The 16,395-nt window shown below is 63.1% G+C and carries 18 protein-coding genes; 8 read left to right on the top strand and 10 right to left on the bottom strand.

Translation table 11 applies throughout. The features are described from left to right. Positions 1–62 precede the first annotated feature (62 nt). From CT676_RS27515 to CT676_RS27500, 5 genes are all read left to right on the top strand, one after another. Entirely contained in the window at positions 63–959 is an 897-nt protein-coding gene (locus CT676_RS27515) for a hypothetical protein (RefSeq protein ID WP_135215758.1), read from the top strand. 14 nt (positions 960–973) lie between these two features. Then, a complete protein-coding gene (locus CT676_RS27510) occupies positions 974–1,903 on the top strand; it encodes a dienelactone hydrolase family protein (RefSeq protein ID WP_167768179.1) in 930 nt (309 codons plus the stop codon). A gap of 196 nt (positions 1,904–2,099) precedes the next feature. Next, on the top strand, positions 2,100–2,522 hold the full coding sequence (locus CT676_RS27505; protein WP_135215756.1) for a hypothetical protein: 423 nt from the start codon (positions 2,100–2,102) through the stop codon (positions 2,520–2,522). A 384-nt stretch (positions 2,523–2,906) separates the two neighbouring features. Next, positions 2,907–3,062, top strand: a complete 156-nt coding sequence (locus tag CT676_RS44330; protein WP_155794856.1) for a hypothetical protein — start codon at positions 2,907–2,909, stop codon at positions 3,060–3,062. 108 nt (positions 3,063–3,170) lie between these two features. After that, a complete protein-coding gene (locus CT676_RS27500) occupies positions 3,171–3,668 on the top strand; it encodes a hypothetical protein (protein ID WP_244623282.1) in 498 nt (165 codons plus the stop codon). Positions 3,669–4,229: 561 nt separating this feature from the next. Here CT676_RS27500 and CT676_RS27490 read toward each other — a convergent pair. The 3 genes from CT676_RS27490 to CT676_RS27475 form a co-directional block, all read right to left on the bottom strand. Then, a complete protein-coding gene (locus CT676_RS27490; RefSeq protein WP_028147401.1) occupies positions 4,230–4,613 on the bottom strand; it encodes a PLDc N-terminal domain-containing protein in 384 nt (127 codons plus the stop codon). A 409-nt stretch (positions 4,614–5,022) separates the two neighbouring features. After that, on the bottom strand, positions 5,023–5,250 hold the full coding sequence (locus CT676_RS27480; protein WP_084795314.1) for a DUF3551 domain-containing protein: 228 nt from the start codon (positions 5,248–5,250) through the stop codon (positions 5,023–5,025). An 899-nt stretch (positions 5,251–6,149) separates the two neighbouring features. After that, positions 6,150–8,063, bottom strand: a complete 1,914-nt coding sequence (locus CT676_RS27475; RefSeq protein WP_244623280.1) for an ATP-binding protein — start codon at positions 8,061–8,063, stop codon at positions 6,150–6,152. A gap of 143 nt (positions 8,064–8,206) precedes the next feature. Here CT676_RS27475 and CT676_RS27470 point away from each other — a divergent pair, with 143 nt between their 5' ends. The 3 genes from CT676_RS27470 to CT676_RS27460 are packed head-to-tail and all read left to right on the top strand — an operon-like array spanning position 8,207 to position 10,877. Beyond that, positions 8,207–8,869 carry a heme-binding beta-barrel domain-containing protein gene (locus CT676_RS27470; RefSeq protein WP_063985871.1) on the top strand — a complete coding sequence of 221 codons (663 nt, stop codon included), beginning with the start codon at positions 8,207–8,209 and terminating at the stop codon, positions 8,867–8,869. A gap of 19 nt (positions 8,870–8,888) precedes the next feature. Beyond that, a complete protein-coding gene (locus tag CT676_RS27465; protein WP_085400920.1) occupies positions 8,889–9,599 on the top strand; it encodes a dihydrofolate reductase family protein in 711 nt (236 codons plus the stop codon). 9 nt (positions 9,600–9,608) lie between these two features. Then, positions 9,609–10,877: an NAD(P)/FAD-dependent oxidoreductase gene (locus tag CT676_RS27460; RefSeq protein ID WP_135215754.1), complete on the top strand. Its 1,269-nt coding sequence runs from the start codon at positions 9,609–9,611 to the stop codon at positions 10,875–10,877. Positions 10,878–10,919: 42 nt separating this feature from the next. On the opposite strand, the gene CT676_RS27455 is transcribed toward CT676_RS27460, so the two are convergent. The 7 genes from CT676_RS27455 to CT676_RS27425 all read right to left on the bottom strand — a co-directional run bounded on the left by CT676_RS27455 (position 10,920) and on the right by CT676_RS27425 (position 16,360). After that, the gene (locus CT676_RS27455) at positions 10,920–11,240 is read right to left on the bottom strand and encodes a hypothetical protein (RefSeq protein ID WP_085400922.1); all 321 of its coding nucleotides are present in this window, start codon (positions 11,238–11,240) and stop codon (positions 10,920–10,922) included. Positions 11,241–11,361: 121 nt separating this feature from the next. After that, positions 11,362–11,937, bottom strand: coding sequence for a cysteine hydrolase family protein (locus tag CT676_RS27450; RefSeq protein ID WP_085400923.1), 576 nt, complete (start codon positions 11,935–11,937; stop codon positions 11,362–11,364). Positions 11,938–12,108: 171 nt separating this feature from the next. Beyond that, positions 12,109–12,456, bottom strand: coding sequence for a DUF3088 domain-containing protein (locus tag CT676_RS27445; protein ID WP_085400925.1), 348 nt, complete (start codon positions 12,454–12,456; stop codon positions 12,109–12,111). A gap of 55 nt (positions 12,457–12,511) precedes the next feature. Beyond that, a complete protein-coding gene (locus CT676_RS27440) occupies positions 12,512–13,087 on the bottom strand; it encodes a hypothetical protein (protein WP_071917092.1) in 576 nt (191 codons plus the stop codon). Positions 13,088–13,289: 202 nt separating this feature from the next. Next, positions 13,290–14,606, bottom strand: coding sequence for a tetratricopeptide repeat protein (locus tag CT676_RS27435; protein WP_085400926.1), 1,317 nt, complete (start codon positions 14,604–14,606; stop codon positions 13,290–13,292). 12 nt (positions 14,607–14,618) lie between these two features. Then, positions 14,619–15,629 carry an aldo/keto reductase gene (locus CT676_RS27430; RefSeq protein ID WP_085400928.1) on the bottom strand — a complete coding sequence of 337 codons (1,011 nt, stop codon included), beginning with the start codon at positions 15,627–15,629 and terminating at the stop codon, positions 14,619–14,621. 305 nt (positions 15,630–15,934) lie between these two features. After that, the gene (locus CT676_RS27425; RefSeq protein WP_063986737.1) at positions 15,935–16,360 is read right to left on the bottom strand and encodes a PaaI family thioesterase; all 426 of its coding nucleotides are present in this window, start codon (positions 16,358–16,360) and stop codon (positions 15,935–15,937) included. Positions 16,361–16,395 lie beyond the last annotated feature (35 nt).

The raw sequence follows: 16,395 nt of genomic DNA, 5'->3' as shown, positions 1-16,395 counted from the left end.
GGATTATAGTCCATATTCGTATCAACCTGTGCGGGCGCGCCAAGCATCGAAAGGATCGCACAATGTCCAGCGCCGAAAGCTCTTATCAGCAAAGCTTCCTTCAGCGTGTTTCCACCCCATTCTTTCTTGTTCTGTCTTTGCTCCTAGTCTTCGCCGGTACTTCCGTGTCCGTCTTTGCGGCCATGATCGTGTGCGTTATCGCAGGTGTGGAGAATTCCGACTTGCAGGCCCGTTTAGGTCTGGCCGCCACACTTATCGGCTTTGTTGGGTCAATCTATCTGCTGATCAGAGCCAGGCGCTCTCCGCCTTCACAAAAGCAGCAAGCGCGAACTACCGCCAGCGCTCCTCCGCCTTTGCCGATTGGCCAAGCGGTGCAACACGACATACGCCGAAGCGACGAGCCCGCCGAGGTTGGGGGGCATAAGGCGACAGCCGGACTAGTTAGGGAGGATATCGAAGACGATATTGATCAGATTCCCGTAGAGTCAAATCGAATAGTCGATTGGTTGAAGGTCTGCACCACTCCAGTCTTGATCGCCTTCAATGCCTCAATTGTCTTTGTCGGTCTCGCTGGCACGCTCTCGCCAACGTTTGGAACGATAGGACTTGTTGTCGTACCGATAGCTTTTGGTTTGGCGTTAACGTCTCACCTCATGGGCACCCACTTTAACGTCCCGGGTGATCGGCTCTCTTACCCCTATTTTGCGTGGCGGCTAGGATTGCCATTGTCCGGTATCAACGATGCCAACGCCCAGACCATTAACAAGCGCGGCGTCGATGTTTTGGCGAGCCTGGGCGAAAAGAATCCAAAATACAAAACGGTGCACCACTACCATGTGAATTTGTCGGGAGATTTCGGTGCACGGCGCTTGATGTTCCGCTCCAAATTCAAACGCGATCAATTTCTGAGCATTCTGCGAACGATCCGGCCTGACGTGCGGATCACGCGGTGGTCTTAACAGTGAGAATGCAAATGCGCTTTCTTACAATACTTCTTGTTCTATCTTTCGACGCGGCACAGGCCGAACCGGCCGAAGTCAAGATCACGTGGAACGGCGATTACGCTCACAATTCGAGCAAGCACTGGTCGAAGGACAATCCATACGACAGCGGCTTCAGTAAAAACTTCAAGAATGGCACGCCCCAAGAGTTCGGCGACGTGCAGAAGGACGGCGAGTTGAATGCCTTCATTTATTCGCCGAAGGAAGCGAAGGGGCCGGTGCCATTCGTGATCGTCATGCATGGTTGTGATGGCATGAGCACGACAGAGAAAGAGTGGACGGCTCGCGTTGCCAACGCGATCAACAAGGAAGGCTTCGGCGCGCTGGTGCTAGACAGCTACACCACACGTTACGTGGATAACAGTTGCGGCTTGTCGGACTTGCACTGGGGGAGGCGTCGTTCTGACGACGCCTACTCCGCTCTCGACTACCTAATCGAGAAGAAGCTCACCAAGTTCAATGAAGTTTATATCATGGGCTACAGTAACGGGGGCACGACGGCACTGGTGTCGATGACGACACAAGAGTCTGATCATCCGCACCGTTTTGCGGCGGCATTCGCAATTGCTCCAGGCTGTAGTCCGTCTTTGCAGCATTCCGCCCTTTATACCGGTCCGGTTTTGATTTTTATGGGCGACAAGGACGACGCAAATAATCCAGAGTGGTGTCGAGAACTGACAAAAAAGAAACGATCAGTTCCGGTGCAGATGATCGAGTACCAAGGTGCCAACCATGGGTTCGTGCTCGACGTACCGTCGCATCTTGGCGATCATGGCTGGGCTCTGACCTACAATCCAGTGGCGGAGAAGGACATGATGCAGACGATCATCTCCGCCATAAAGGCGAAAAAGATTAAGAGCGGGATCGAAGTCAGGACAGCGCAGGGCGCAGCACTCAAATAGAGCGCCGGGTCCTGTCTCTTTGCCTGAGGTCCAGTCCAGTTGACGCGACGCATGGAAGATGCGGCTGCTATTTGTCCTTGCCCTACCAACATTTTAGCACTGGGGGGAGCCGCTGAAGAAGTCGGTGTGCATAGTGGCTCTTGTTTTCACCAAGCGGAACCCCATTTGCCCATGGTTTTAACCGAGGGAGGTCCATTTGACGGCACTTACCGATAGCCAGGCCCGCAGAGGCGGGGCGACTGCGCGCCGCTGGTATGAGACGGTTGACAGACTGAGGATGGATGCGGCCGGAGTGATCCGCATCAAGTTTTCCATCTCGGGCAATAATAACGGCGAGACCGAGGTTGAGGTGGACATAGGCCCAAACGACTTCCCCACGCTTCTCGAAAAAATGTGCATTGTGGACCGTCAGGCGGCGATGGAGGCCATGTCCATCGAGCTTTCGCGCCAGGTACAAACGCAGCCAGAGCGCGACGCAAAGACGGCCAAAGCTGCGCGGACGCAAGTGGCAGAGCTGGCACGGGTAAAATTCTACGCAAAGCCGTCGGACGAGGACGAGAACGAGCGGATCGTTATGACGGGTGTTGAAGAGCTGAATAAGGAAATCGACGAACAATAACGCTCTGAGAAGGGGCTTGGCGTGAAAAGGTGGCTGGTATCGTAGTAAGCCGCCTTCTTCGTTGCTCTTGGGCGATTTTACGCGGTTTGGGAAAGCTTCCAGCTAGTTGCCCGTCACGTGACGAAGCAGGCGGGCCGGATGGTTAGACGAATCCGAGGTAACTCATTGATCTCGGTGGGCCGATTAGACAGCCCAGATTGCCTATCTTGCTGATTTTATTTATGAAAAATGAGCCTGAAAATCGCAGTGTCGGTGGTTCGATTCCGCCCCTGGGCACCATCCTGGTGTTTGCCCTCGTTCTCCGGCATCCGCTGACGCCAATTTCTCCGGCCTATTCCAGGAACGCCACCGTGGCTGAGCGCGAACTTTGGTTTAGCGGGCGCGGTGCTGCTGACGATGCTCATTCATGGCTGCGCCCGCTTCAAGGCGGAATGCAACGATGATTTCCGCCCGCTCCAGGAGCCAAACCTCATCGTCGTCGCCATCGCGGTCGCCGTTCTGATGACGTTCTTCCAGTGGTTGATCACCACGGGCGGATGACGAGAGCGGCCGAATCAAGTTGCAGGGTTCGGCGATGCAACTTCAATCGGCGCGTGATATCCTCGTCTCGGGGGATGGAATGGACTGTCCCTCCGCATCTGGAAGGACATGGCCATGACGTTGTCGTCACGCTTCGTTGCGCGTCCCGCTGTCACATTCCCATCGATTGCACTGTTGCTGTGCGGCCTGAGCGGCACGGCAATGTCTCAACCGACGCCCACCGAGACTCAGCTTCCCAGCATCACGGTCGACGCGCCGAGACAGGTGGCGAGGCCGCACAAGCCAACGCATCACGTGGCCATCCGCAGCACCGGGTATCGGACATCGCCAGCCACATCGACGGCCGTGGCGGCGCCGATGTCGGATGCCGCGAGGCTCGCCAAGCTCGAACGCGAAACGAGCAGCTGTGCCGGCGGTTGCCAATCGAGCTTCAAGACGGGAAATCAGCCCTGGGTCGGCTGCAACGCTTCGGGCGGCGTGTACTCCTTCACGTGCCGGAACGTCGGCAACTTCAAGACTTACGACGAGTGCAAGGAAGCCGGACGGGTCACCGGCTGGCGATCGGGCGAGACCTCGGCGTATTGCAGCAGCCTGGCGTTGAAGTAGGGGCGGCTGGGGGTTGAGGAGGCTCGTCGGCTAGGCCAGCCTCCTCCGATCGGACTGGGCACAGTCGCCCGCGCACCTCGATGGTTGATGCGAGAGCGATCCGGTGGGCAACCTGCAAACCCGCAAGACGAAGTCTGCCTTCTAATTCCCTTTGGGCCCGGGCGGTCCGATCGGGCCCGCAGGTCCGGCCGGCCCTGGAGGACCCGCTGGCCCGGGGAGGCCGCAATTCTGTATCACCACGTCTCTCGTATCCGGTCCGGACGTGATCTTTACGATACAAGTCGATGGAAACTCCGGTCCAATCCACCGAAATCCTCCGGTCGAAGTGCTCTCGACTTTCACGGTTTTGCTCGGACTGATCTTGATTTCCACGCTGGACTCGCGGGGCCGTCTTACTCTTCCGACGATGACCAACTCGCCCTGCGATATGGTGGCGGTTGTTATGAATATTTCCGCATGCGCGCTTTCAGTCCACGCAATTGCAAAGCCAGCAATAAGAGCTCCAACGGTGCCAAAAGGCTTTGCGAACATCATGGGCCTCCCCGCTTCCCTCACCGATGGTTAGGAGACCAGCTTGGTGCGAAGGCGCCCGTACTCGGTATCTGTTATAGATCCCGATTTTTTGAGCTGATCGAGCTTGGAAAGCTCGTCGGCGACACTAAAGCCGACGATGTGCCGTAATTCCTCGCGCGCCCGCTGAGCCTGCTCAGCGCTGCGTTCCGCCATCCCCCTGCCTTGGGTGATGAGGTAAGCAAAGATGCCGAGGTAGGAGGTCAGAACAAGTGCAAGCACCCACAGTGCCTTACCCCATCCGGAAATGTCGTGGCGCCTGAACAGGTCGCCATAGATGACAATGAGCAGCCAGAACCAAACGACAAATGCGAATACAGCAATTATATCCATCAGAAAATTTCGATATGTGAATCCTTCCTGAGCGAAGAACATTGCGATCCCCTTATTGAGTTGCCGTTCTCGATCTTTCCTGTAGGCCAGTCGCACGGCCCGCTACGCGAAGGCTCAACGGCAGTACCGATGCGACACGCGGTGCGACCTTCCGCTGGTCGAGCGGTACCAGCAGTTGCCGTTCCTCCAATAATATCGATGCCAATGTTGATGTCGCCGGTGGGCGCCCGCGATGGCTCCGGCCGTCGCCCCTATGGCAGCGCCGCGGCGACCACCAACAGCACCACCGATGACGGCACCTCGAAGCGCACTCTGAGCAAATGATTCGCTGGAAGGGACCATTCCTGCGAACGAGAGCAGGATGACGAACAGTGCAAGCTTTCGCATCGGGGGCCTTCCCTTGATTGACTGCTTCTGCCATGCCGTGCCGCCGAATAGCTCCGAGCGGTGATTAGCGCCGCCGCGGAGCGGCATAGCGCGGGTTGATGCCGCAATATGCGTTCGTGCCAGAAGCAGCAGCCAGGCATTGCGAGCGGGTGGCGAACTGACAATTGCCCGGAAAGCCCCAATTGCGACCTCGCAGGCAGTATCGATCCGCCTCGGCAGCTCGGACTGGCTCCAAAAAAGCAAGGAATACAGCGGCAGTGAGTAACGTCAGCATCGGAGCGACACGATGCATATCGATCTCCGTGGATGGATGGAGGTGAATATACTGGCGGCGCGAGGGGAATACCGCCAGTAAAAGCCCTTGCCAGACGCTGGGGCGTTTATTGATGCTACCTGGCGCGAAAAGCGCTCATGCTATTCAGGCTCGGAACCGCTTGTAGGTAAACGTAACAATTGCCATTGCGTGTCCTTGAATGCGGACCGCTGGCCGGATGACGTACGGCTTTCGGATATCGAGCCCCGTTTCATCTGCGCCGCCTGCGGCAGGCGGGCGCCGATGTCGCGCCAGATGGAGCCGCAGAGACATGGTTCGGGGAGAACGATCCCGAGGGCGTGGCGTTTGAATATGAGGTTCTTGAATGAACCGGATCGGCCGCAGGACTATCTACGCCATGTCAGTAATCGTTGTGCTGCTGATCGTCTGGTAGATTCTCGCACCGCTTTGAAGGAGTGAGACGTCGTCGCGCAAGGCCAATGAACCTTGCATACTTGTAACGAGGCGGACACCGAAGCGCCTTCTGGGTGGCCAAATGCTGGCGGAATGTGAGGGCTTATAAAAGCCGACCCTGGCCCACGGGATTTACTCCGATGTTATTTCAAGCGGCGATTATTTGCCTGATCGTACTCAGCATCGGCGTTCTCGTCGCCCACGCGGTTGACGCTCTCAGAACGTAGCGAGCCCGCCAGCGTGAACCGGCGGCCTCCACCTCGGTCTTCTCAGTTCACGCCCAGAGTCTGGCGTTGAAGTAGATGCGGCTGGGGTTGAGGAGGTTCGTCGGCTAGGCCAGGCTCCTCCGATCGGACTGGGGTACAGTCGCCCGCGCATCGATAATCACGGCGTGATCGCCGATACACATCATCGCACCGGCATGTCGCTTTCGCTCATGCGAGCTGCTCGCCCGCTTGCGTCGCCTACCGCCCCGCCTTCGCCAAGCCCGCCAGGCTCGCCGCCAGCTCATCGCTTCGGAACGGCTTCGTCAGCAGCGACAGGTCCGGCGTGATGCCCTCGTTGTTGGCGTAGCCTGACACGACGAGGATCTGGAGCTCGGGATATTGATTGCGCAGCGCGAGGCCGAGGTCTGTTCCGCTCATGCCGGGCATCAAATGGTCGGTGACGAGCAGGTTCGGCCGCAGGCCTTCCCTGACGCGCTGAAGCGCGTCCTCCGCCGAGGCGGCTTCGACGACGTTGTAGCCGAGCTCGCCCAGCATCTCGGCGGTGCTCATGCGCACCAGCGGTTCGTCATCCACCAGCAGAGCCGTGCCGACGGGCTGTGGCCGCAGTTTTGATTGCGGGACGGCATCAATGGCGCTCGCGACGGCGTGGCTGACCGGCAGCCACAGCTCGACCGTCGTCCCAGCCCCCATGGCGCTCCTGATCGTCAGCGCGCCGCCGAGCTGTGACGCAAGGCCGTGGACCATCGAGAGGCCAAGACCGGTGCCTCGCCCGACGCCCTTGGTCGAGAAGAACGGTTCGACGGCGTGGGCCAGTGTGAACTCGTCCATGCCGATGCCGGTATCGGCGACGGAGATGCAGACATAGGCGCCCGGTGCCAATTCCGAATTGTGAGAGTCTCCAATCGTCCGGGCCTTCGCCGAGATGCGCAGCTTGCCGCCGCCGGGCATGGCATCCCTGGCGTTCACGCTGAGGTTCAGGATCGCCATCTCGATCTGGTTGGGATCGGCCATGGCCGCGGGAAGGTCTTCCGGCGTGTCCACCGTCACCTGGATCTGCGGCCCGGTCGTGCTCGAGATCAGGTCGCCCATCTCGGCAACGAGGAGACCAATGTTGACGGGAATGGCCTGAAGCGGTTGCCGGCGCGCGAAAGCGAGCAGGCGCTGAACCAGCGTCTTGGCGCGCTCGGCCGCCTGTGCTGCGCCGGCGATGAGGCGATGCTCGCGCTCGCCGCCGATGCCCTTGCGCTGAAACAGGTCGAGCAGGCCGACGATCGGCGTGAGCAGATTGTTGAAGTCGTGCGCGACGCCGCCCGTGAGCTGGCCCATGGCCTCCATCTTCTGGGCCTGGCGGAGCGCTTCCTCGGCCTGCGCGAGCCGCGCCTGCTCCTCCAGGCGATCCGTCACGTCGACCCCGGTCAGGAACGCGCCGATCCGCGTGCCGTCCGGAGCGCGGAGCGCCTCGAACTTCATCTCGTAGACGCGGCGGTCGAACCGGGGATCGCCGAACTCATCGATGTTGGTGAAGGCTTCGCCGGCCAGCGCCCGGCTCCAGATCGCGGTTGCCGCCGCGAGATGCTCGGGCCGGTCGGCCAGGAACTGCTGCAGGGAATCGCCGATCTGCGGCCGCTTGCCGTAGATGCGCTGATAGGCATCGGCGCAGGACGTGTTGATCGCCAGCCAGCGATAATCGAGATCGAGCGCCTGGATCTGTCCGTCGGTGGTTTCCACGATCGTCGCCAGCAAATGACGCTCGGCGGTGCGTTCGGCGACGCGCTGCTCGAGGGTCGTGGTCAGCTCCCTGTATCGCGCTTCGCTCGCCCGCAGCCGCGTCTCGCCCAGCACGCGCTCCGTCGTCTCGGACACGATGCAAAGCACTCCGCCGACCGAGCCGTCATCGTCCCGCACGGCCGAGTAGGAGACGTCCCAGTAGCTGGTTTCGCCGTAGCCGTGGCGCTCGACGTAGAACGGTCGATCCTTGGCGGCGAATGTCTTTCTGGTTCGGCGCACGCCTGATAGCAGCGGTTCGAGATCGTCCCACAGCTCGCCCCAGTTTTCGATCGCGGGGCGACCGAGGGCGCGGGGATGATTGGCGCCGATGCCCGGGGCGTAGGCGTCATTGTAGAGCGCGACGAAGTCGGGCCCCCAGGACACGGGCGTCCTTGCCCATTCGAGCCGGCTTTCGAGGGCTCGTGCTCAAGCGCAGATAACACCCGGCGCGCGCTCTGGTTCCATTCCAGTCGATTCCCGCCGTCCTTGTGCTATTGCTGCTCCCCGCAACTTGACGCGAGGTTCCCATGCTCCCCATTCCCGCCGACATCTTCACCGAGCCCGAGGACGTTTCGCCCGACGGCCTTGCCAATCTCGGCCCGCTCCGCCGTCTCGCAGGGAGCTGGCAGGCGGACAAGGGCATCGACATCAATCCGAAGGCGGAGGGGCCGGAGCGGCGGACCTTCATCGAGCGCATCCGCATGGACCCGATCGACCCGCAGGCCAACGGGCCGCAGCTGTTTTACGGGCTGCGCTATCACATCCACATCAACACGCCCGAGGAAGACATCACCTTCCACGACCAGGTCGGCTATTGGCTGTGGGAGCCCGCGACCGGGCTGATCATGCAGACGCTCGCGATTCCGCGCGGACAGGTCTTGCTCGCCTCGGGCAAGGCCGGGCCGGATGACAGGAAGATATCGGTCACGGCGAAGCGCGGCGACACGGCTTACGGAATCTGCTCGACCGATTTCCTGGAACAGGCCTTCCGCACCGATTCCTATCGCTGCGACATCACCTTCAACGATGACGGAAGCTGGAGCTATCTGATCCAGACCGAGTTGTTCGTGCGCGGCGCGCCGTTCAATCATCACGACAGCAACACGCTGAAGCTCGTCGCGCCGCCCAAGCTCAATCCGCTGGCGGTGATCGTGAAGGATCGCGCCGGGCGCGATGGATCAGCGGCCTGAAGCGTACCCGGAGAATTGCATGAAGCCCTACGTCATTTGCCTGATGCATTCCAGCCTGGACGGCCGCACGCATCCCAGCCGCTGGCGGCCGAAGGGGGCGGGCACAGACTGGTTCGAGAAGATCCATGACGAACTCGGCGGCGACGCCTGGGTGATCGGCCGCGTCACCGGCTCCGAGTTCGCCAAGGGCAAGCCCTATCCCGCAACGGCGGGCGAGACATTTCCCCGCCAAAGCTGGTTCGCGCGGCGCGATGCGAAAACCTATGGCGTCGTGCTCGACGCGCAGGGCAAGATCGGCTGGGGCCGGTCAGACATTGGCGGTGACCCGATCGTCGTGGTGCTGACCGAGGGCGTGCCGGATTCGCATCTGGCCGGGCTGCGCGGCGAGGGTGTGTCCTACATCTTCGCCGGCAAGTCCGAGATCGACCTGGCGCTGACGCTGGACATCCTCAATCGCGAGCTCGGCGTGAAGCGCTTGCTGGTCGAGGGCGGCGGCGTCGCCAATGGGGCCTTCCTGCGCGCCGGTCTCATCGACGAATTCAACCTGATCCTCAGCCCCGCGATCGATGGCGCCAGGGGCGCACCCTTCGTGTTCGATTCGACGGACGCGGACAGCGACAAGCGCGCGCCGCTCGCCGCGATGACGCTGGAGAGCACGCGCGACCTCGGCAGTGGCGTTCTGCTGCTGCGGTATCTGATCAAGAACGACCCGCAAGCGATGCCCAAGTAAGGCATCGGCATGGGACAATTGGAGCACATCGTCATCGTCGGTGCCGGCGCGGCCGGGCTGATGGCGGCGCGCGAGCTGGCACGCGTGGGCAGGACGGTCACGATCCTGGAGGCGCGCGAGCGCTGCGGCGGGCGCATCGATCCGCTGCCGGCGTCGGAGTTCGGCTACCCCGCCGATGGCGGCGCGGAATTCGTCCATGGCGAGGCGCCGGTCACGCGCAAGCTTGTGCGCGAGGCGGGGCTGTCGCTGCAGGAGATCGAAGGCACCCAGTGGAGCTTTGACGGCACGAGGCTCTCCCACGAAGACCGTCACGATCCGCACGAGGCAGAGCTGTACGCCGCGCTAGGGGCGTTGAAGGATGATCTCACGGTTGCCGATTTCCTCCGCGGCCACTTCGCCGGGCCTAGGTATGACCGGCTGCGCCATTCGATCGAGCGCATGGTCGAGGGCTACGACGCCGCCGACCCCGAGCGCGCCTCGACGCTGGCGCTGCGCGAGGAATGGATGGACGGCGGGCATCACACCCAAGCGCGCATCGTCGGCGGCTACGGCGCGCTGATCGATTTTCTGGCGAGCGAGTGCCGCGGGCTTGGCGTGACGTTTCGCTTCGGCCGCGCGGTGTCGGCGATCGAGGAGACGGGCGGCGCGCTGGCCGTCCGCTGTGCCGGCGGCGACGTGCATGGCTGTGATCGCGCGATCCTCACCGTCCCGCTGCCGTTGTTGCGCGAGATCGCGCTTCCGGAGCCCGCACGCGCGAAGGCTGCGGCAGCTGACGATATCGGCTTCGGCAGCGTGATAAAAATCCTGCTGCGGTTCGCGCGGCCGTGGTGGCGCGAGCGAAACGAAGACCTCGCGGACATGACCTTCCTGCTCTCGGACCAGTCGATTCCGGTGTGGTGGACGCGGCATCCGGACCAGCATCCCGTGCTCACCGGCTGGTTCGGCGGGCCGCGCACGGCCGAGCTTGCGAAGCTCGATCGGCAAGGGCTGATCGATGCCGGGGTCGATTCGCTTGCGGTCATCTTCGGCGTGTCGCGCGACGACATCGCGCGCGATCTCGTGGCGGCTGCGGCGACCAACTGGCTGCACGATCCCTTCGCCCGCGGCGCCTATTCCTGGGCGACGCCGCGGACGCGCGAGGCCCAGGCGATCCTTGCGCGCGCCGACGGTCCGGTACTGTTCTCCGGCGAAGCGCTCTATCGCGGCCGCGACATGGGGACAGTCGAGGCGGCGCTGGCGAGCGGGCTGGAGACCGCAGAGATGATTTTGCGGGGATGAAAAAAGGCCCGCACAAGGCGGGCCTTAACTCTCACCAGACTCTCACCAGCGGCCGCCGCCGAAGCTGAACGTCACGCCGGGACCTCCGCCACCATAATAGCCGTACGGTCCGCCGCCGTAATAGCCGTGGTGCCGCGGGTAATAGCCATAGTTCCGGTAGTGCGGACGATAATAGCCGTGGTGGTGATGGCGCCATTGGTGATGGCGATGGCCGTGGTGGTGGTGCCTGTGCTGCGCGCTGATGTCGGTGGACTGGCCGGCTGGCGCGTTCTGCTTCGCGCTGGCCTTGCCCGCCGCGTTGGCCGTGGATCCGCCGGCGAGCGCCGCAGCACCTACAGCCATCGCGACAAAGAGATACTTCATGTCATCACTCCAGTTGAGAAGTCGCGTGATAACAGATGGCTGTCCGCTGCGTTCCGGCCAGTGCGGGCGTCGAAACGACGCAGACGTAGTTCCGATCGACGTGTGAATGATGTGGCGCGATCTATTGTCGCATCGCTTCGAGCGAAGCGATCACGTCGGCGGCGGCGACGATGCGCGCAAATTCGTCGTTGAGATTCGACAGCGTCATCGCATGAATTTCTTCAGCCGAATGCTTGTCGCCATCTGGTCCGATCCGGTCGAAGGTCCAGGTCGCATCGCGCACGAGGCTCGCGTCGAAGCCGAGATTGCCGGCCATCCGCGTCGTCGTCTCGACGCAATGATTGGTGGTGGCGCCGCAGATTACCAGCGTCGTGATGTTGCCTGCGCGCAGGCGTGTCTCGAGATCGGTGCCGATGAAGGCGCTGTTGACGCGCTTGACGACCACCGCCTCGCCCGGCGCTTCGCGCGCCTCGTCCTTGACCGCGTAGCCGGAGCTTTGCGGCAGGAACGACGAATTCGGCTTCGTGCCCTCGTGGCGGATGTGGAAGATCGGCGCGCCGCGCTTCCTGAATGCCTTCAGCAGATCGGCGATGCGCGCCACCGCGTCCGGATTGTTGCGCCGCTTGCCGGCCGCCTCCCATTCGTCGAATGCGCGCTGGACGTCGACGACGACGAGGGCGGGGAGGGAGTGGGACATAAGGAGCGGCTTCCAGACTTGCTTGCTGCGCGAAGTATGCGGGGCGACCGACGTGGCAGGCAATGTCGATTTTCCCTCGTTTCGCGACAGCTCTCGTGCCCCGGCTCTGCGGAGCGGCGCTACGCGCCGCACTGCGTCCGGGACACGGAGAGCTGCGCGCGTGCTCGGCCCTCACGGATGCGGATCGGGAAACCCGTGGCGTTCAGTGAGCGCGGCGAGGATCGCGTCCTTGTCGGCAATGAAGGTGCGGCCGTGGTGACTGCCGGTCTGATGCGGCGACGTCGTCCCGTCGGCCAGCACGAGCAGCGGCAGCGACTGGTTCTCCTCGCCGACCAGCGCGATCACCGGCAGCCTTGGCCGCGGCCATGCGATGCGCTCAACGTCGAGCTGTTCGGCGAGCTGCGGAAACGAGGCGAGCACGCCCTCGATCAGCGCGCAATGCCAGCAATAGAAGCGCTGACCCGGAAAGGCGGGGTCCTCGAAGCCAGGGCGCAGCAGAAACAGGCGGTCGCGCGTCATGAATCGCTCCAAAGCATGGCGCGATCATACATGCCGGCAGCAGCGGATGATGCCGTTACTTGAACGGATCCTGGATCGATGGCGACGATTGCCGGATGCGACGTACGCTCACCGGCTTGCCGTCGGAGACGAACAGCAGCTCGTATCGGCGGCCCTCGCTGTCGGTCGCCGTGCAGGTGACGTCCGTCACCTTCCTTGCGGCGAAATTGCCGGTCTGGCGGCAGACGCCGGTCGAGGTCTGCTCGGCCGGCACCGGCAGGCCGTCGACCTTGGGCCGGTCCTTGGAATTGAGCAGCATGCGGTCGATTCGCAGCTCGTAGGAATTGTCGTCCGCGCGCTGGCCGTTCTCGCCGGAGAACGACACGACATGGTTGGCGTCGGAGGGATCGTCGACGGCGACCGCGAAATTGACCCGGCCCTTGTCACCATGGGCGTAAGCCACCGTCTTGCACGCGAAGGTGCGCCCCGCGACCTTCAGCGTCTTGCAGTGGCCCGACATCAGCGCCAGCAGGTCGATGAAGGCGTTCTGCGCCGGCGGGTTGTTGACGGGGATGGGCGCGGAAGACTCGGCAAAACAAGGGCTTGCGAGAGTCGCGAGGGCCGCGGCGAGGACCGGTCGGCGGAGGCGCATCATCAGGCTCGTATGCCAGGGGGCCACGGCGGCGGAAAAGTTCCGCTCAACAACGAGCGAACCACAAATTGGTTGCGATCCCGTTTGTTCAGCTAAACCCGACTGGAATACCACCGCACCACCCATCGGCGATTCATCCGATCGCCCCATCCCGTCCTAGCAGGCCACTTGCTGCCAGACCGATGTTTTTTTCGTGGCAGAGCTAAACGGTCGCCGCCTGCCAGCGCGTATCGCGAAGCGAGGGCCGGCGGTGCAGGCGGGCGTCGAGCAGCGCGCGGGCGCGGGGCAGCTCGCCGCTGCGCATGAGCGCGACGATGTAGGTATCCTCGATCAGTTCGCGCTGGGCATGGCTGCCGCCGATGCGCACGACCTCGCCGAGGACGGGCCCGAGCGTTCGCACGCATGAGGTGTAATCCTCGCGGGCAAAGGCCACGAGCGCACGGCAGATTGCCGGCACCACGGGACCGGCCGGCAGCCTGCCGTCGCCGAGCCGCTGCTCGATCGCCGCGAGGCGCGCGGCGAGCGCCTCCTGGTTCTGCGTCGCCGCAGCGAACAGTGCCATGTGGACGTCGGCAAAGGGCAGGCTCGATTTTGGAAACAGTTTTTGCGCGGTGGCATCGGCCTCGAGCCAGAGCGCTTCCGGCACGGTGTGGCCGTAAGCCGACAGGCGCCAGAGCAGCGAGGCGCCGTCGGTGACGACGTTGAGCGGCGGCGCCTTCGTGGCGGAGGGCCGAAGTACGTCGGCATAGATCGCAAGCGCGCGCGCCGCATCGCCATGCTCGAGCGCGCCGAGCGCCTGGTGCCAGCGAATATGGCCGTGCAGGATGCCGGTACGGTCGTAAGAGGGGATCCATGCGTCGACGAGACGGTCAGCCGCGTCGATCGAGCCGTCCTCGAACATCGCATGCAGCACGGCGTGCGCGGCGTGGGCATTCTGGCGGCGCAGGTCAAAACCGCGCTCGGTGACGCCGCGGCCGCGCGCGACGTCGCCATTCTCCGTCATCGCCCAGCCGGACATGGTGAGAAACCACCAGTCCTCGCCATAATGCTGCGCGACGCGCTCGCACAGCTCGTGCCGGGCGCGGTCGTGATCGGGCATGCCGGAAAACGCGAACAGGCCGAACGCGCCGAGCGGCAGCGACAGCACCACAGCGTCGCGCGGCCAGCTCTCGACATGCTTCAGCGTCGATGCGATGGCCTCGGGCAGCCGGCCCTCGATCGCAAGCGCCAGCGTCTCGACATGCGAGCGCTCGCGCTCCGTGCCGCGTTTCGCTGTGAGCTCGCGCGCGCGTGCCGCCTTCTGCCGCGCGAGGTCGCCCTGCTGATAGAAGGCATGCACGCGGGCGCGGGCGATATGGGGAAGCGCGAAATCCGGATCGGCCGCAATCGCGCGTTCCAGCGCCTCCGCCGTACCGGTCCAACCGGCCAGCATGAGATCGACGCCTTCGCGATAGGCGCTTGCCGCCTCGTGCGAAGACGTCGAGAGTGAAAGGCCGTAGCGGTCTTCGTGCGCCGTCATCGTCTTCAGCTCTCAAGCCGTCCGCGCGCGGCGTCCCTCGATCGGATAGGCGGGGTCGTTGTAGCCCGGCGTCGAGGGATGGCCCGGCACGACCAGCCGGTCGATCAGCGCCTCGTCATTCGCCGTGAAGCGGTAGTCGAGCGCGCGGATGTAGCCGTCCCACTGCTCCTCGGTGCGTGGGCCGGCGACGATCGAGCTGACAAAGGCGGAGTTCAGCACCCAGGCGACCGCGAACTGGCCGGCGGTGATGCCTTTCTTCTCGGCGTGGGTCTTGATCTCCTGCGCGAGCTGGAGCGATTCCGGTCGCCATTCCGTCTGCATCATGCGGGTGTCGTTGCGGCCGGCGCGTGTCTCCTTGTCCGGCGCGGCGTCGGGCTTGTACTTGCCGGTGAGCACGCCGCGCGCCAGCGGGCTGTAGGGCACGATGCCGAGGCCGTAGTAGGAACAGGCCGGGAAGTGCTCGACCTCCGGCATGCGATTCATCGCGTTGTAATAGGGCTGGCTCACCGCGGGCCGGTCGATGCCGAGCCGGTCGCAGATGTTGCAGATCTCGGCGACGCGCCAGGCGCGGTAGTTCGAGACGCCGAAATAGCGCACCTTGCCGGCGCGGATCAGATCGCCCATCGCGCGCACCGTCTCCTCCAGCGGTGTCGCATGGTCTTCCTTGTGCAGATAGTAGATGTCGATGTGGTCGGTGCCGAGCCGCTTCAGGCTCTCATCGGCGGCCTGCAACACCCAGCGCCGCGACAGGCCGACACGGTTGGGATCGTCACCCATGGGGTTGGCGAGTTTTGTGGCGAGCACCCAGGCGTGCCGGTTGTTGCCGATGGCGCGGCCGACGACCTCCTCGGATGCGCCCTTCGAATAGGCATCCGCCGTGTCGATGAAATTGATCCCGGCCTCATGCGCTTTCGCGATGATCCGGTTTGATGCGGCTTCATCGGTCGGCCCGCCGAACATCATGGTGCCCAGACAGATCGGCGAGACTTTCAGGCCGGTGCGGCCGAGCTGGCGGTATTGCATGGGCTGTTTCCTCAACGCTATCGAAGCTGGCAGCATAGCCAGCTAATTCCGTCATTGCGAGCGCAGCGAAGCAATCCAGAGATGCATCCGCGGAGAGATACTGGATTGCTTCGCTGCGCTCGCAATGACGAGATTGGGGAGGCCGCTTGCCAAACTCTCAGCTGTCATCGCCCGACTTGATCGGGCGATCCAGTATTCCGAGGAGGCAAAGATTGAACCGATAGGCCGCGGCGTACTGGATTCCCCGCTTTCGCCGGGAATGACGGCGGTGGGTGTGGTTGGAGCGGCAGCCCGACCGCGCGCCGCTACCCCGGCCCCTTCAAGATCTTGAACACGCCATTCGCCATCACGATGCAGCGGCCGTCGACGGTGACTTCGGTGCTCATGAAGATGAGGCTGCGCGTCGAGCGCACCACGCGGGGGCGGGAGATCAGGATGTCGCCGATCTGCCCGGCCTCGACGAAATGGGTGTCGAGCTGCACCGTCGCCATGAATTCCTTGCCGGAAACGTAGCGGGCGGTCATGCCGCAGGTGCGGTCCGCGAACGTCATCATCACGCCGCCCTGGACCATGCCGCGGCGATTGTGGTGCTTGTCCTCGGTGGCGAGCGCGAATTCGTAATGGCCGTCGACCTTGCGCTCCCACAAGGGGCCGATCAGGTGCAGGAAGCCCGTGGTCTCCAGGATGCTCCAGCCGTCCGATTTGAGCCTTGCGGCGGCCTTGTTGGTCATGTCGTCGTCCATTGCTGCGCGGGCCTTGCGAGCTC

Source organism: Bradyrhizobium sp. MOS001, assembly GCF_004634465.1.
Classification (GTDB): Bacteria; Pseudomonadota; Alphaproteobacteria; order Rhizobiales; family Xanthobacteraceae; genus Bradyrhizobium; species Bradyrhizobium barranii.
Note: the sequence above shows the minus strand (reverse complement) of the source record. Positions and strands in the feature narration are given on the sequence as shown.

Bases quoted from the DNA above. Each gene is read 5' to 3' on its own strand.
- CT676_RS27515 (WP_135215758.1), top strand. From the start codon at position 63: ATGTCCAGCGCCGAAAGCTCTTATCAGCAAAGCTTCCTTCAGCGTGTT.
- CT676_RS27510 (WP_167768179.1), top strand. From the start codon at position 974: ATGCGCTTTCTTACAATACTTCTTGTTCTATCTTTCGACGCGGCACAG.
- CT676_RS27500 (WP_244623282.1), top strand. From the start codon at position 3,171: ATGGCCATGACGTTGTCGTCACGCTTCGTTGCGCGTCCCGCTGTCACA.
- CT676_RS27490 (WP_028147401.1), bottom strand. From the start codon at position 4,613: ATGTTCTTCGCTCAGGAAGGATTCACATATCGAAATTTTCTGATGGAT.
- CT676_RS27480 (WP_084795314.1), bottom strand. From the start codon at position 5,250: ATGCATCGTGTCGCTCCGATGCTGACGTTACTCACTGCCGCTGTATTC.
- CT676_RS27470 (WP_063985871.1), top strand. From the start codon at position 8,207: ATGCTCCCCATTCCCGCCGACATCTTCACCGAGCCCGAGGACGTTTCG.
- CT676_RS27465 (WP_085400920.1), top strand. From the start codon at position 8,889: ATGAAGCCCTACGTCATTTGCCTGATGCATTCCAGCCTGGACGGCCGC.
- CT676_RS27460 (WP_135215754.1), top strand. From the start codon at position 9,609: ATGGGACAATTGGAGCACATCGTCATCGTCGGTGCCGGCGCGGCCGGG.
- CT676_RS27455 (WP_085400922.1), bottom strand. From the start codon at position 11,240: ATGAAGTATCTCTTTGTCGCGATGGCTGTAGGTGCTGCGGCGCTCGCC.
- CT676_RS27450 (WP_085400923.1), bottom strand. From the start codon at position 11,937: ATGTCCCACTCCCTCCCCGCCCTCGTCGTCGTCGACGTCCAGCGCGCA.
- CT676_RS27445 (WP_085400925.1), bottom strand. From the start codon at position 12,456: ATGACGCGCGACCGCCTGTTTCTGCTGCGCCCTGGCTTCGAGGACCCC.
- CT676_RS27440 (WP_071917092.1), bottom strand. From the start codon at position 13,087: ATGCGCCTCCGCCGACCGGTCCTCGCCGCGGCCCTCGCGACTCTCGCA.
- CT676_RS27435 (WP_085400926.1), bottom strand. From the start codon at position 14,606: ATGACGGCGCACGAAGACCGCTACGGCCTTTCACTCTCGACGTCTTCG.
- CT676_RS27430 (WP_085400928.1), bottom strand. From the start codon at position 15,629: ATGCAATACCGCCAGCTCGGCCGCACCGGCCTGAAAGTCTCGCCGATC.
- CT676_RS27425 (WP_063986737.1), bottom strand. From the start codon at position 16,360: ATGACCAACAAGGCCGCCGCAAGGCTCAAATCGGACGGCTGGAGCATC.